Genomic DNA, 15561 nt, shown 5'->3' with positions numbered 1-15561 from the left:
TATTTTAAGCAGCAGATCGGTTGGACGCAATCCTGCATACCACTGGCTTTTGCCGAAGGGACGCGGTGGCCGCGTTAACCACACATGCGCGACGCTGTGGTCGAGAAGTTTTTATAGCGCAGCCAGAACCGTTCGTCGGATGAGTTGTCGGACTGGCGGGTTTCCTGGGCTTGATGCGGATCTTCAAAAAACTTGGCTGCGCGGCGTTGCTCGGCACCGCTAAGCGTGCTGTTCGCCGCTTGCTGCACGCATGAACACAGACGCGGTGTCGCTGCTGTGCGATCCGCGCCCATACACGCTTTGCTGATGTCGCCTGACACACGGTTACCGCCGCAAGCCGCTAAAACTACAAATGTCGAGAGAATGAAAATCTTAGCCATGCCTGCCACCATATTTAATCGCCGCCCCGCTTTGGCGAGTGTCAGGCGTGAACTGCTTTGGGAAAGATTAGCAGGGGCTGCGGGCGGGATCAAATCAAATGGGCGTGCGCTGGGGAAAAGTCACGATACCAGACGCAAAATGCTTTGCGCGGTCCCTTTTTTCGTCTTGTGTCGATCGCAAATGCATTATGTTCATGTGCGACGAATGGCGCTTATTTTACCCCATGAAACGATTGCGCAGTGATCTGCGTTTAGGGAGTTTTGTCGCGAGGTGCGGTGTCTGGTTCGTGGGGCCATGGCTGGGACCATCAACATTTGCCGGCATTGATGGAAAAGCGCGCCCGAGGACGCGCTTCCCTTCACCAAAATTCAGGGGTTTGCAGATCCATTGCTGAAATAAGGATCGCAGAACGCACGGCTATCAGGGCAGGACAGCGGCGGCAATTCATTGCGCAATGCCATCGTTTGGTATACAGAACCACTACTCATCTGAGGCACCTTGAGTGTGCTCTTATAGTAGTTCCGCAAAGCAGTGGTTAATGTAATGGTGCGGCTTTGATTATTTGAAGTCCATGGAAAGACATCGACCCAGTTATTGTTAGAATAATACCGGAGCCGCGCACTTTTCCCACTAATATTGTGGAACGTGATAGTGTCGTCGACGCCGGTGAAATTGGTGCTGACGTAGATTGCTTCGGGAAAATAGCCCTTCTTAGTGATAAAGACTTCATGCTCAAGGGCGTGTGCGGAATGCGCAGTTATACCAAAGCAAAGCGCAATCGAGAGTTTACCAAGCAATTTCATCGGGCCAATTCCAATAGGGTCAAGTTTTAAGTTGAACTTTTGATAAATGATGAATCGGGCAAAGTTATGGCGAAAACTCTGAGGATAATCTTGAATACCCTCTTGCATCACGGCACTGCCTCGCCATATAGATCAAGCGCACGCGGGCGTTGTGTAATGGTAAGACCTCAGTTTTCCAAACTGAAGACACGGGTTCGATTCCCGTCGCCCGCTCCACACATCCGTCCAATTGATTTGGGTCTGCGCAGGCCGTTCGGGACGAAACCCGAAGGACCAACGCGATGGCCAAACCTCCACGTATTAATGCCGAAGACCGAGCAACCTCCAAGAAAATCGGGGCTGTTGGTCAGTTGTGGCCGTTTGTGCGCCCTTATAAAAAACTCGTTACGATGGCGCTGGTTGCTTTGACGTTCACGGCAATGATTTCGTTGATCATGCCCTTGGCCGTGCGCCGTGTCATTGATAATTTTGATGTGTCGGACGGATCATTGCTGGACAGCTATTTCGGGTTTGCCTTTGTGATTGCAGGGCTTTTGGCCGTGGGCACAGCGCTGCGGTACTATCTCGTGACGCGGTTGGGCGAGCGTATTGTCGCGGATATTCGTGTGGCGGTATTTGACCGGATGATCGGTATGTCACCTGCGTTTTTTGAAAAGGTGATGACGGGCGAAGTGTTGAGCCGGATCACGACCGATACCACGTTGATATTGTCGGTGATCGGGTCGTCTGTGTCCGTGGCTCTGCGCAATGTATTGATTCTGTTCGGCGGTATCGGGTTGATGTTATGGACGTCAGTGAAGATGACGGGGTTGGTTTTGTGGCCGATCCCAGTTGTGCTAATTCCGATTATTCTGTTGGGCCGTCGGGTTCGTAAGTTAAGCCGCGAAAATCAGGACTGGATTGCGGCCTCTTCCGGCGATGCATCTGAGCAGTTGTTATCTGCCCAAACTGTGCAGGCATTTACCCACGAAGCATTGTCGCGCAAGAAGTTTCACGGTGTGACTGAGAAGAGTTTCGAAGTCGCAAAACGCCGGATCGAAACCCGTGCAGTGATGACAGCGATTGTTATTTTCATCGCATTTTCGGCTGTGGTCGGCTTTCTCTGGATGGGGGCGGCGGATGTGCGCGCGGGTGTGATTAGTGTCGGCGAACTGGTGCAGTTCATGATTTATACGATCATGGTTGCAGGCGCGCTGGGCGCGTTGACTGAAATTTGGGGTGAATTGCAGCGTGCGGCGGGGGCGACCGAGCGGTTGGTAGAGTTGTTGCAGGCGGATGATGCGGTCAAAGATCCTGTCAATCCTGTGGCTGTACCTGATACACATGCCGCTGAAATCACGTTTGAAAACGTCACTTTTGCTTACCCCGGACGTCCGGGGGTTTCGGCGCTGGCCGAGGTGTCATTGACCGTAAAGGCGGGGGAAAGCGTGGCGCTGGTTGGGCCGTCGGGTGCGGGTAAATCGACGGTTATTCAACTGCTGCAACGATTCTACGATCCGCAGCAGGGCGCGGTTAAAATTGACGGCATTGATTTGCGCGATATGGCGCGGGTCGATTTCCGCAAACATGTAGCACTTGTGCCGCAAGACCCTGTTATCTTTGGTGATACGGCCCGCGAGAACATCCGGTTTGGCCGTCCTGACGCGACCGACGCCGAAGTAGAGGACGCTGCAAAAGCGGCCGCGGCTCATGATTTCTTAACAGCTTTACCTGAAGGATATGACAGTCAGGTTGGAGAGCGCGGGGTGATGTTATCAGGGGGGCAAAAGCAGCGTATTGCGATTGCTCGGGCGATATTACGTGATGCGCCGATTTTGCTTTTGGACGAGGCAACAAGTGCGTTGGACGCGGAAAGTGAACAGTTGGTGCAAACGGCGGTAGAAGATCTAGCGCGAACCCGCACCACGTTGATTGTAGCGCACCGTTTGGCGACGGTGAAAAAGGCCGACCGCATTGTGGTATTTGATGGGGGGCGCATTGTCGCGACGGGCACCCATGACAATCTAGTGGCCGCAGGCGGACTATATGCGCGACTGGCACGTTTGCAATTCACTGCGGGTCTGGAAGATGACGTATAATTTCGTAGCGTAACGGTTGCCAAAACACGAATTTCTTCACACTCTGGAGGTGGAGAACAACGCGACATCTAAGGTCGCGGACAACAATGCGGGGAGGGGACTTAGCAATGACTTATGCGACAACAGAAGATCGTGATGCGATTCAAAACGAGGCGGAGTGGGACGCGCGGGATATGCCGCAAACGACCTATCAAATGTTGACGCAAACAACGGAAAAATTTCCTGATCGCAATGCGGTGACGTTTCAGCTTTTTTCGGACCCCAAGGCGCCTTGCGAAACATTGAGCTGGAAACAATTCCACGCGCAATCGACCCAAACTGCCAATATGTTCCGCGAGCTTGGTGTGGGGGAAACGGACGTTGTTGCTTATCTTTTACCAAATGCAACCGAGACGATCCTGACTTATATGGGTGGGCAGATTGCGGGTATTGTGAACCCTATCAACCCGTTGCTGGATGCTGAGCAGATTGCCGCGATTCTGCGTGAAACCAACGCCAAGGTGCTGGTGACAATGCGCGCATTCCCGAAATCAGATGTGGCGCAAAAAGCGGCGGCAGCTGTGGCTTTGGCCCCCAATGTCCAGACCGTGGTTGAGGTTGATTTGCACCGCTACCTGACGGGTTTGAAAAAGCTGATTGTGCCACTGATCCGGCCTAAGAATCCGGTGACCCACAACGCCAGAATTGTGAATTTCAACAGCGAGATGAACAAGCAGCCAACAACGCTATCGTTTGCGGATAGTGCGGGTGACCGCGTGGCGGTTTATTTCCACACCGGCGGCACCACGGGAATGCCCAAGGTTGTGCAGCAACGTTATTCGGGCATTATCTATAACGCCTGGTTGGGTTCACGGCTCCTGTTTACCGAGCAGGACGTTCAGATGTGTCCACTGCCGTTATTCCACGTTTTTGCCGCAATTGTGTCGCTTGGGGCGTCGCTTGGATCGGGCGCGCATGTGGTTTTTCCGACACCGCAAGGCTACCGTGGTGACGGGGTGTTCGACAACTTCTGGAAGCTGATCGAGCGTCACAAGGTGACGTTTGTTATTTCGGTGCCGACCGCCATGTCGGCCTTGATGCAACGAAAGGTGGATGCGGATATTTCCTCGTTGCGTCTGGTTTTCTGCGGCTCGGCGCCATTGCCGTTAGAGTTATATCGCCGCTTTGAAGAGGCTGCCGGCGTCACTATTTGTGAAGGATACGGGCTGACAGAGGCTACGTGTCTGGTGTCTATCAACCCGCCTGAAGGCGAAAAACGTGTGGGTTCGATCGGGATTCCGTTCCCGCATACGGATGTGCGGATTGTGAATGTAGCGACGCAAGTGGATTGCGGCGTCGATGAGATTGGCGAAATTTGCGTTGCAAGTCCGGGGGTTTATGACGGCAAAACTTATACGGAGAAAGAAAAGAACGCGGATATCTTTTACCCCGGCGAAGGCTCTCCACTGGGTGATACCGTGCAATATCTGCGCACCGGTGATTTGGGCCGGTTTGACGCAGATGGTTATCTGTGGATTACAGGCCGCGCCAAGGATTTGATCATTCGTGGAGGTCACAACATTGATCCCGCTGAGATTGAAGAGGCGCTGGCCGGTCATGATGCCGTGGCATTCGCGGGTGCGATTGGACAGCCAGATGCCCATGCCGGCGAGGTGCCTTGCGCCTATGTCGAACTGGTCGACGGTGCAAATGTGACGGTGGCGGATTTGATGGAATACGCCACGGGCAAGATCCGCGAACGCGCTGCGTATCCGAAGTATCTGGAAATTTTGCCAGAGTTGCCAAAGACGGCGGTTGGTAAAATCTTTAAGCCTGACCTACGAAAACGTGCGATTACCCGCGTCTATAACAGTGTTTTGGACAAAGCAGGTGTTGCAGCGCAGGTGACGTCGGTATCCGAGGATAAAAAGCTCGGATTGGTCGCGCATTTGACCAAAACAGGTGACGCCGATGATGCGGCGGTGACCAAGGCGTTGGGGGCGTTTACCTCACCTTGGGATTGGACCGTGTAGGATTGGACCAAACAGGGGGCAGTGATTGGTTTGCCCCCTCGATATAGGGTGAAGATGGATGACAAAGTGAAAGCTCTGTTAGCCAAGCCCGACTGGCACGCAGAGCCTTCCGTGACATTTTGCTGGATTGTGATTTGGAATAAGTGATCAAATGGGGGTAATCTTTGTTACACCCATGATGCTGACAGTATCGCGATCATCTATGCGCTGAAAGATTATTTCGGTGTAAGTTTCTTTAAAGGGGCATTGACGAATGACCCTGACGGGCTGTTGTATCAGCGCTTTGCGCAGATGCAGTCGGCGCGGTTATTTCGGTTTTCGGAAATGGCGCAATTACAAGTGAGTGCATCGCAGAGCAAGGCATTTGTTGCGGATGCAATCGAGATTGAAAAAGCGAGCATTAAGGCAGATATGACTGCCAAGAATGCGCTTGTTTATCCGCCGGAATTGCAGGACAGAATAGATGAGGATGGCGTCTTTGCTTCTGCATTTGACGCGTTAACCCAACGCCGCAAACGAGGATATGTTTTATAAATCGAGGGTGCGAAACAGGCTAAGACCCGCTACGCTCGCATAGGCAAATATGTCGAGCGCATTCTTGATGGCAAGGGCATACACAGCTGGAAAACTAGAGGTCCTTGACCAGCCGTAGCGCATCGTAAATTGCGGCGTGGGTGTTGCGCGCTGATACCGCGTCTCCGATCCGGAACAGTTGAAAGCCGTTGCTCACAGGTTGTGGCGTTCCTGCGAGCAGCGCGTCGTAATCCATGGCCCCGTTGTTGGCGCTGCGCGGTTTGAGAGTGAAATACAGATCCGCCAAAGGCAGGGTGCCGTAGTTTACAATGATTTGGTCGTAGTCCTTGGTATAGCTATGCTCGCTATAGTCGGTGCCGATTTTTGCCATCAGTTTGTTACCTTTTCGCTGCACGGCCAACAAGCGGCGGGTGACGGTGAAAGTCACGTCTTTGTCTTGCAGCGCCCGCATGTAAGGCACCAAATTCATCGCCATAATGTCGGGCGCAAAAGTGCGGTCGGGGGTCATGATTTCAACTTTTGCGCCGGTGTTTGCTGCAAGTTCGGCGGCTTGCAGGGCGGGATGGTCGCCACACTCGTCGTAGATCAGAATGTTTTGGGCGGGTTTTATGTCGCCCGCAATTATGTCCCAGCACGTGACAACATTGCTGGTGTCGCGACCTGCCTCGAATAATTCGGTGTTGGGCAGCCCGCCCGTGGCCACGATTACTACATCGGGTTTTAACGCCATGACGTCATCCACGTCGGCCCAAGTGTTGAAGTGGAACGTCACATCGCGGGCCGCGCATTGCGCCATGCGCCAGTCGATAATGCCAATCATTTCGTTGCGGCGCGGGCTTTGGGCGGTCAGGCGGACCTGACCGCCAGCGTCTGGTTGCGCCTCGAAAACAGTCACTTCATGGCCACGTTCGGCACCGACGCGAGCGGCTTCCAATCCTGCGGGACCAGCGCCGATGATCACGATTTTGCGTTTTACATCTGCCAGCGGAATGTCGTGCGGCATTGATATCTCGCGTCCTGTCGCCGCGTTATGAATACATAGCGCGTCGCCTGCCTGGTAAATCCGGTCAAGGCAATAAGTCGCGCCGACGCAAGGGCGGATGTCGTCTTCGCGCCCCGCGATGATTTTGCGCACGATGTGCGGGTCGGCCATATGGGCGCGGGTCATGCCGACCATATCGAGGAGCCCTGCCGCGATTGCGTGGCGTGCTGTGGCCACGTCAGGGATGCGTGAGGCATGGAAGGTGGGCATGCCGGTGGCTTTCTTGACCTCGCCTGCGAAATCGAGATGCGGTGCGGATGGCATGCCTTGCACCGGAATCACGTCGGTCATGGCTGGATCGGTATGAATGCGTCCACGGATCACGTTCAGAAAATCAAGTTGGCCCGTGGCGGCAAGTTTTTTGGAAATCACAAGCCCTTCCTCAGGGGTGATGCCGCCTTTCTGCGCCTCGTCAGCGGTGTAGCGAAAGCCGATTATGAAATCGCTGCCGACCCGTTTGCGGACAGCCCCCAGCACATCAAGCGGGAATCGCATCCGGTTCTCCAGCGTGTCGGCTCCGTAGGGGCCGCTCAGATCGTTAGTGAGCGGTGACCAGAACTGATCAAGCAGATGGCCGTAAACTTGCAGTTCTATGCCGTCCATTCCACCCGCTTTCATCCGCTCGGCGGCATCGGCAAAGTCGTTGATGATCCGCACGATATCCCAGTCTTCGATCAGTTTTGGAAAAGCGCGGTGTGCCGGTTCGCGGTGTTTAGACGGCGAGACCGAGGGCAACCAGTCGCCCTTGTTCCAAGTGGTGCGCCGCCCCAAATGCGTGAGTTGGATCATCACAGCACAGTCGTGTTCGTGGCAGCTATCGGTGAGGTTTTGGATCCACGGCACAACCTCGTCCTTATAGGCCAGCACATTGTTGAAAACCGGTGGACTATCTTTTGAGACCGCGGCGGAGCCCGCTGTCATGGCTAGTGCAACGCCGGCCTTGGCGCGTTCCGCGTGATAGGCGCGGTAGCGGTCTTTTGGCATGCCGTCTTCGGGGTAGGCGGGTTCGTGGCTGGTGGTCATGATCCGGTTTTTAAGGGTTAGATGTTTGAGTTGATAAGGTTGTAGCAACGGATCTTTTGACATTTGATCATCTCCTGGCTTTTGGAGTGATGATGCGGATTTTGAGCGACCTGTCAAAGAAGATCACGATGAGACACGTTTTGTCCGCGCGTGGGCACCTCAATGTGACGGTGTTCAGCAGGCTTCAGTGGCCTGTGAACGCGCCAGATCTACCGTATTCATGGATTGCGTCCCCCTGAAGTCGGGGCGTTTCTCTGACAGGATATAGCCCGCGACATTTGAGAAACAGGCGCAATTCACGTCATCCATGTCTGATTGGCAATATGCGTATTCTCGTATCACCATTTCATTGGTGGTCTCTTGGGGATCGACCCACGTGGTTCTAGAAATGACGGGAGTGAAGGTTGATCCTGCCACAAGCGTCACCACGACCCCGATGACCAGATATATAGGGAGCGCGTTTTCACCAAACATTGCATTCTCCAACGCAGAAATAACCTGCTGTAGGTTAGCAACGGAGAGTCTTTGTGCAAGAATTTGATAGATCAAAGTTTATGCAATTGTCTGAAAAGCGAATGAGATGTGCGGGCTTGTGATAGGCGAGTCTGCAATTGCTGCAGGTAAACCTAAGGGGTCAGGTGATGCTAACGCCGGTGGCGCCCGAGGGTTTTTAGGAGTTGTGCGATGTATGATCCAGTTTTAATGTTAATGCATGTCGACCTCTGATCTATCGGCATCATGCTTTCTGGTGAGCGGACGGTAGGTAGCGCAGAGGCTGTGGGGCCTGACTGTGTCGCTGTTGTATCTCCATCGCTCGATCTGGATCTAAGCGTCGCGCAACGTACAGAATACCTCGCCGTTGAGCAGTTCATCTTTGAGTTTGGAGTTGAAGATCTCACAATGCCGTTTTCCCACGGTGATCCTGGCGCAATAAAGGCTGTTTTAGCCCCGGCCGTTGCCCGGCAGGCGAATTGCAGGGCAATTCTGCCGAGAGCATGCCCCTATCCAAGCCTTCACCTTCTTGGCAATAAGTTCGGCACCGTTGTCAGGTCTTATGAACTCGGGCGGAACGCTAGGGATGAAGCGATAGGGCAAAGCATTGATCACATCCGTTGAATTGGGCCTGCGTTTAACCCTGATCATCCCGTTGATCGGCAGGCGATGCCTCCCTCGTGAACTCATCAATGATATTCAGCGTGCGAAAGACACGCCCGTCATGAGTGCGACCCTGAACGAAGTCATAGGACCAAACATGGTTTGGACGCTCGGCCCGCAATCGCACGCAGGCGCCGTCCAATGCCAGGTAGGCATTGCTTAGCGATGTCCCGAGAGGGTTCAGCCAAAGCCGGCCTTATTTGGCTGTTTTTAAGCTGCTTTAAGCCGCTCCCGTCGCCAAGTTCTCTCTACGCGCTTACGATTTGCGTGCCAGCCGCTGTTATTCAGCATGTCCGTGATCATACGAAAGCCGTATTGTCCGAACTCTTTCATCAGCGCGATAATATCCTCGTTAAGCCGTTCTTCATCAGGCAAGCCACATGGCACCTTGTGCTGGGTCGAACGATGTTGGCCGAGTGTTCGGCAGGCCTTACGCTCAGATACGTTGCCGAACATGGTCGATACATAAACGGCGTCTCGAAGGACTTAGACGTTTCCCCGTGCTGCCTCGGAAACTGCCTTTCCTTGCCCTTGCAAAACGTCAACCTGCCGCATCTAGCACGATATCCGTGATCTTCTCTCGCTTTCCTGTCATCGTTTAGTCCTCCTGAAAACGGGATAATCATATCGCCAAACTGGCGACCGGTTCTGCGGGAGCGTTATGACGGAGGGATTTCATTGTCACTGCTCTACAAAAAGGACAGTGCACAAAAGTTTCTTCGATGGGGTGGCGATTTCGGTATCGGACTCTTCACCGTAATCCTCTACATGACACGGCACAGCGTTGAATGCACCGACGGCACGCCCCTTTTCGCCGTCAAATTCTAACGTCGTAAAGGTAATGTAAAGCGGCGTTGGTGCGCCATCAGAGGTCTAGTGCTGCGCATTGCCCGTCGGTGCGTATCCGCCATCAGAGTTTTTGCCACCAATGGCGGCTTAAACTCCGAGAGAGTTCGGTTCATCTGGTTGATTGCAGTATACGGCGCGCGTGCTGTGACGCAATCGGCCCGTTTCGAGTGTCTTCCGCTTGGTCCTTTCGAACGACTTTGTCGCGTCAGAAGCAACCGTGAGACGAAGTGGAACTGTCGCGGTTTGATGTCGCTCCTTAGATAGCGTTCACTGCAACAAAGGGGATGGGCGATGGGATTGAAACGGACGGACGAATTCCGGAGGGATGAGGTGCGTATCGCACTGACCATTAGACTTACACGCAAGCAAGTGGCGGATGATCTTGGCGTCGGGATGTCGACGCTGAACAAATGGATCACAGCGCACCGATACACGGATGTGGTGTCGAACGAGGATTTAGGCCTCGCCCAAGAGAATGACCGGCTTCGGCGTGAGAACCGCATCCTCAAGGAGGAAGGGGAAATCCTGAAAAAGGCCCCGGTGCGTCGACCGGCAGGGCATTGCATAGCAATGTCCCGAGAGGGATCTTCGCGAGCCAAAAGCCGTGAGGTTTAGATTCATCGAAGAGCATCGGTTCATATTTTCTCTTGGGCGGATGCGTCGTGTCATGAACGTCAGTTCGCGTGGTTTGCGGGCTTTCCGCAGTCGACCTGCCAGTCGCAGGCAGCGATCTTATCTGGTCACGTTGGCGCACATTAAGGAACAATCGCGCCTCAGTCTGGGCAGCTATGGCAGGCTACGGGAGACTGAAGAGCTGAAAAAGATTGGTCTGAACATTGGCCATCCCACTGCCCGGCAGTGGAAGAGTGGAAAGGGAAATTGCTATGACTGTGAGTATGGTATTGCGGCTTGATGGCCTGACCCATGCTACGATTGACTGCGTGTCATTGCGTTGACGTGTCGACCGTCAAGTCGCCCCGGCAACGGGCGAGATGTGACTTTATAGGAGCCTGACGGTCAGCGTACCATCACAGTCCTGTCCCCTCGGGTCGGTGCCTGGGCATTCTTAGCAATGAGGGCATCATGAAGACTACACATCCAATCATTATTGGCATCGACACACACAAAGCAACACATGTTGCCGTCGCAATCGATACGCAAGGCACCCGTTTGGCCGCATTATCTATACCCACCAATCCCAAAGGGTATTTGGAGCTGGAACGCTGGTCACAGTCTTTTGGGGGCGTTCTAGCATTCGGAATCGAAGGGACTGGTTCGTATGGTGCGGGCCTATCCCGGTCTTTGTTGGCTCAAGGCCACAATGTCATTGAGGTCACACGACCAAACCGACAGCTGCGATACACGCAAGGTAAAACAGACAGTTTGGACGCAGAGGGCGCTGCACGATCCGTTCTTTCTGGGCAGGCAACAGCGCGACCCAAGACACAAACAGGGTCATCCGAAATGATCAGACATTTGAAGATTGCACGCGATACTGGCGTTAAATCACGCTCACAGGCGATGGTAACGCTGAAGACGTTGATCATTAATGCACCTGCTGATCTTCGGGAGGCACTGGATCCAATTCGAGGGAAAGTCGCGTTGATCCGGCATATTGCGGCCTTTCGGCCTGGCGATATCGACACGCCATTGGCCTCAGCAAAAGCCGCCATGCGGGCATTGGTGCGCCGGTGGCTGTGGCTGCATGAAGAAATTATTGCCCACGACAAGGAACTGGAACGCCTTGTCACCGAACGCACACCAGACCTGATGGCATCTCATGGGATAGCAACACTGACAATCGCAGAGATGCTAATCCTCGTTGGCGACGACCCAACGCGCATCCGTTCGGAAGCAGCATTGGCAAAGCTCTGCGGTGTTTGCCCAATCCCAGCTTCCAGCGGCAAAACACACCGCTTCCGGTTAAACAGAGGCGGCAATCGACAGGCCAACGCAGCACTCTATCGTGTTGCTATCGTTAGAATGCGAAGCCACCAACCGACACTTGCATATGTCAAGAAACGCACGAAAGACGGGAAGAACAAAAGCGAGATAATTCGATGCCTGAAACGCTACATCGTCCGCGAAATCTACAGCCAGCTCTGTGTATCGAAAACAGATCAAATCGCAACTTGACGAATATAGGAGCTTCAATGCGGTTGTCGAAACGTTCTTCAAAACCACCAAGGCAGAACTGATCTGGCGGGACACATGGAACTGAGGTGGTCCCCGAAAACTGGACACTGACGTAAGCTCCGATTTGCTGTCTGCTGATCTTCACACGAAGGAGATCGAAAATGTCGAAACGGAAGCAACATGCCTCTGAGTTCAAAGCGAAGGTGGCGCTTGAGGCGCTAAAAGGCGAGGAGACCGTGTCTGAGCTGGCGAGCAGGTTCGGCGTGCATCCGACGATGATCGATCAATGGAAGCGTGCGCTGCTGGATGGCGCATCCGGTGTGTTTGAACGCGGTAGCCGCAAGGTGCCGGTCATCGATGAAGACCAGGTTAGGGACCTACACGCCAAGATCTGAGAGCTGGCGGTGGCCAACTTTTTTTGGAAAGAAAGCTCAAACCCTGGGGCGGGAAGTGAGGCGCGGGATGATTGAGCGCGATCATCCGGACCTGTCGGTTGGTGAGCAGTGCGCACTGCTGTCGATCCCTCGGTCGTCGTTTTACTACACGCCGCAGAGTGAGACGGAGCAGAACCTTGCGCTGATGCAATTGATCGATGTTCAGTTGTTGGAGACACTTTTCTTTGGCGTCCGTCAGATGATCTGGCACCTGCGCAACGAAAGCCACGAGGAAAACGAAAAGCGCATCCGTAGGCTTATGCGCCTGATGGGGTTGATACCGATCTATCACAAGCCCAACACCAGTTGCCCGGCAACACATGCTTGCATGTGTGAGAGGGGGCAAGCCAGCGAAGAGGCATAAGACCGACCCCTATCTGCTACGAGGGCTGCGAGTGGACCGGCCAAACCAAGTCTGGTGTGTGGACATTACATACCTGCCGATGCGTCGCAGGTTCCTTTATCTGGTGGCGATCATGGACAGGCATACTCGCATGGTTCTGTCGTGGCGGATCTCGAACACGCTGGACGCCGACTTCTGCGTCGAGGCGCTGAACGAGGCAATCCATCGGTTCGGGCCGCCGGAGATCATGAATAGCGATCAAGGATCTCAGTTCACGTCGTTTGTCTGGACAGATAGCTTGCGCCGGTCAGGCGTCCGCCTCTCAATGGACGGCAAGGGTCGTTACTTGGACAACATCTTCATTGAACGCCTGTGACGCACCTTGAAATACGAGTGCGTCTATCTGCATGCTTGGAAGACCGGTTCTCAGGCTCGCGCGGGTGTCCAGAAATGGATGGAGTTCTACAATCACCGCCGCCCACACAAGGCTCTTGGCGGCCGACCGCCAGCGGTGGTTTACTCACTGAGATTCGAAGCAACGCAACCCGATCTCTGGAGCAGATCAGGGCTTAAAAAACGCCAGATCCTGTCCAGGGAATGGGGAGCACCTCAATAGTCACCTTCTGCATTTCGTTTGATCAATTCAAGCGACTGTATGTCGGTAGTATGTATTTTGCGTAGCAATTTTTCGCGGATCGGAGTATCTACCTGTATGCCGTGCGCTTTTAAGATCTGATCTGCGGTGCGACCAAAGAGGTGGTCCTAGATTTTAGACCAGTTTACATCCTTGTTAAGGTGGATCTGGGTTTTATTTAGGCTGCTAATCTCATTGGTTCTGTTTTGCTGACATAGGCCTCATCTGGGGTCAATATGCCGTGAGTTGAATGCGGGCGCTCAGAGTTGTAATACGTCAGCCATTTGCCGATCCCAGCCCGCATTTCCGAGCCTGTCTCAAAGGCATTCAAATAGACGCATTCATACTTCAACGATCGCCAGAGCCTTTCGATCATGCGATTGTCGCGCCATGCGCCTTTTCCGTCCATGCTGATCTTGATGTCTGCGTCGACCAGCACGTCGATCCAAGCGCCGCTGGTAAATTGGCTGCCCTGATCGGTGTTGAAGATTTCCGGCGTGCCGTGCTTGGCGAGCGCCTCTTTCAAAGCCTCGACGCAAAAGTCTGCATCCATACTGTTGGACAGCCGCCACGAAAGCACTTTGCGGCTGTGCCAATCCATGATCGCCACGAGATACAGGAAGCCGCGTCGCATCGGTATGTAGGTAATATCTGCGCACCAAACCTGATTTGGGCGGTCAATTGCCGCATTCCTCAGCAAGTAAGGCCAGATCTTGTGATGCGGATGCTTTTTACTTGTGTTGGGCTCCTGATAGATCGGAACCAGACGCATAAGCCGCATCAAGCGCCGGATCCGGTGGCGGCCACATTGGTGATTGTTGCGCTTCATGTACCGGGCCATCTGACGCGATCCATACCAAGGCGTTTCCAGGAACTGTTTGTCGATGATTTCCATGAACCGCAGGTTCTCAGCGCTCTCGCCGACGGGCTGGTAGTAAAGCCGCGAACGCGACAACTGCAATAGTTCGCACTGTTTACGCATGCTTAACTTATGATCTCGGCTCACCATTTTTTGCCTCGCATCCCGAGCAACTGCTGCGAGGCATCCGCCAAAAAATCTCGCTCCACAACAAGCTGACCTATCTTGGAATGCAGCTTGTCGACGTCAACGGCACTTACCCCATCGGGCGCTGAACCTTTGCGCGTAAATGCCGTCGCCATATTCTCTATCGCCGCCCGTTTCCAAGTCCCTATCTGGGTCGGATGAACGCCATATTTTTTGGACAGTTCCGCCATCGACATCTCCTCGCGGATTGCTTCAAGCGCAACCTTGGCTTTGAAATCGGGCGAATGGTTCTTTCGTTTTGTCATTTGGGATCACTTCTTTCGTCATGCGATCCACCTTAACAACTGGTCCGAAAATCCGCGACCACCTCTCAAACCGGTCTTCAAGACTAGTAATGTCCTGATCGACACCCATGTGCATTTCTAACTCGTTTTGAGTCGAGGCAGCACTTGGAGGGTTATCCCCGAGGCGATCCAAAAAGAAATCGTAGCGTTGATTGGTTAAGGCAACCACTTGCTTGTGCGACAATTTTTGAACCTCGGAGCGGTGGTCTGCCCATTCGCCCTTTAGTTCTTAAAGCTTCTTTGCCTGACGAACTTTAGCCTCTGTAGAGTCTTTCGTGCGTAATGATACCTTAATCACTTTAAATCCAACTTTTTGCAACACATCTAAAGGAACCCGCTTTGCGAGGTAATAAACGCCGCCTGTAAGTTTCTGTGGTCGGGACATTGGGAGAGCCATGTTTACTGCCTCTGTATACCACCGACGGAGCTTCAAACCCTTGTAGCGCAGATGTCCCTGATAACAATGAGAAAAGGATGGTGCTGCGAGGGAGAATAGAACTCCCGACCTCGTCATTACCAATGACGCGCTCTACCACTGAGCTACCGCAGCATCCTGTGGGGGGAATTAGCCGCAATCGACATTTGGTGCAAGCCCTCACTGGACGGTTTTTGCGTAGCTTGTTAACAGGGTCACAATGGAACACAAAAGCCCACTTAAAAAACAACGCACCGAGGCCGAAATCCGTGAGGATCGGCTGAAAGCATCGTTGAAGGCGAACATGGCAAAACGCAAGGCGCAGAGCCGTGCGAGGATTGTCGGCAAAGATAAAGAAAAGAAAGAGTAGGC

General features: G+C 53.5%; 10 protein-coding genes, 2 tRNA genes and 4 pseudogenes. 8 read left to right on the top strand and 8 right to left on the bottom strand.

Features of this window, described 5'->3' with window-relative positions; all coding sequences use genetic code 11:
- Positions 1–74 precede the first annotated feature (74 nt).
- Both ACXLHR_RS10325 and ACXLHR_RS10320 read right to left on the bottom strand, forming a co-directional pair.
- Complete coding sequence (locus ACXLHR_RS10325) at positions 75–380, bottom strand: arginine transporter (protein WP_458791351.1); 306 nt, start codon at positions 378–380, stop codon at positions 75–77.
- Positions 381–749: 369 nt separating this feature from the next.
- The gene (locus tag ACXLHR_RS10320; RefSeq protein WP_458791350.1) at positions 750–1292 is read right to left on the bottom strand and encodes a hypothetical protein; all 543 of its coding nucleotides are present in this window, start codon (positions 1290–1292) and stop codon (positions 750–752) included.
- A gap of 34 nt (positions 1293–1326) precedes the next feature.
- Here ACXLHR_RS10320 and ACXLHR_RS10315 point away from each other — a divergent pair.
- The 4 genes and pseudogenes from ACXLHR_RS10315 to ACXLHR_RS10300 all read left to right on the top strand — a co-directional run.
- Positions 1327–1400 (top strand) — tRNA-Gly (locus ACXLHR_RS10315).
- Positions 1401–1465: 65 nt separating this feature from the next.
- On the top strand, positions 1466–3262 hold the full coding sequence (locus ACXLHR_RS10310) for an ABC transporter transmembrane domain-containing protein (protein WP_458791349.1): 1797 nt from the start codon (positions 1466–1468) through the stop codon (positions 3260–3262).
- A 107-nt stretch (positions 3263–3369) separates the two neighbouring features.
- Complete coding sequence (locus ACXLHR_RS10305; protein ID WP_458791348.1) at positions 3370–5274, top strand: acyl-CoA synthetase; 1905 nt, start codon at positions 3370–3372, stop codon at positions 5272–5274.
- A gap of 168 nt (positions 5275–5442) precedes the next feature.
- Positions 5443–5808: pseudogene (locus ACXLHR_RS10300) on the top strand (YdeI/OmpD-associated family protein); the annotation flags it as partial.
- Between the two features lie 94 nt (positions 5809–5902).
- On the opposite strand, the gene ACXLHR_RS10295 reads toward ACXLHR_RS10300, so the two are convergent.
- From ACXLHR_RS10295 to ACXLHR_RS10285, 3 genes and pseudogenes are all read right to left on the bottom strand, one after another.
- Positions 5903–7936, bottom strand: a complete 2034-nt coding sequence (locus ACXLHR_RS10295) for an oxidoreductase (RefSeq protein ID WP_458791347.1) — start codon at positions 7934–7936, stop codon at positions 5903–5905.
- A 111-nt stretch (positions 7937–8047) separates the two neighbouring features.
- Positions 8048–8422 (bottom strand): hypothetical protein, encoded by a 375-nt coding sequence (locus ACXLHR_RS10290; protein ID WP_458791346.1) that lies wholly within the window; start codon positions 8420–8422, stop codon positions 8048–8050.
- 95 nt (positions 8423–8517) lie between these two features.
- A pseudogene (locus tag ACXLHR_RS10285) lies at positions 8518–9527 on the bottom strand (integrase core domain-containing protein); the annotation flags it as partial.
- 641 nt (positions 9528–10168) lie between these two features.
- On the opposite strand from ACXLHR_RS10285, the pseudogene ACXLHR_RS10280 reads away from it, so the two are divergent.
- The 3 genes and pseudogenes from ACXLHR_RS10280 to ACXLHR_RS10270 form a co-directional block, all read left to right on the top strand.
- Positions 10169–10721 (top strand): annotated as a pseudogene (locus ACXLHR_RS10280) (transposase family protein); the annotation flags it as partial.
- A 239-nt stretch (positions 10722–10960) separates the two neighbouring features.
- Positions 10961–12013 carry an IS110 family RNA-guided transposase gene (locus tag ACXLHR_RS10275; protein WP_458791345.1) on the top strand — a complete coding sequence of 351 codons (1053 nt, stop codon included), beginning with the start codon at positions 10961–10963 and terminating at the stop codon, positions 12011–12013.
- Between the two features lie 161 nt (positions 12014–12174).
- A pseudogene (locus ACXLHR_RS10270) lies at positions 12175–13310 on the top strand (IS3 family transposase); the annotation flags it as partial.
- Between the two features lie 292 nt (positions 13311–13602).
- Here the strand turns inward: ACXLHR_RS10270 and ACXLHR_RS10265 are convergent.
- The 3 genes from ACXLHR_RS10265 to ACXLHR_RS10255 form a co-directional block, all read right to left on the bottom strand.
- Positions 13603–14735 (bottom strand): IS3 family transposase gene (locus ACXLHR_RS10265; protein ID WP_458789667.1). Its coding sequence is split into 2 segments (ribosomal slippage): positions 13603–14456 and positions 14456–14735, totalling 1134 coding nucleotides; the frame shifts between segments, so codons are not numbered across the junction.
- Positions 14736–15003: 268 nt separating this feature from the next.
- Positions 15004–15159, bottom strand: coding sequence for a DUF6538 domain-containing protein (locus ACXLHR_RS10260; protein ID WP_458791344.1), 156 nt, complete (start codon positions 15157–15159; stop codon positions 15004–15006).
- A 90-nt stretch (positions 15160–15249) separates the two neighbouring features.
- Positions 15250–15324: transfer RNA gene (locus ACXLHR_RS10255), tRNA-Thr, on the bottom strand.
- 85 nt (positions 15325–15409) lie between these two features.
- Between ACXLHR_RS10255 and ACXLHR_RS10250 the strand changes: the two genes are divergently transcribed.
- On the top strand, positions 15410–15559 hold the full coding sequence (locus ACXLHR_RS10250) for a hypothetical protein (RefSeq protein ID WP_458791343.1): 150 nt from the start codon (positions 15410–15412) through the stop codon (positions 15557–15559).
- Positions 15560–15561 lie beyond the last annotated feature (2 nt).

It is taken from the genome of Yoonia sp. MH D7 (assembly GCF_054439475.1).
The sequence above is the reverse complement of the archived record's forward strand: the minus strand, read 5'-3'. Positions and strand labels throughout refer to the sequence as shown.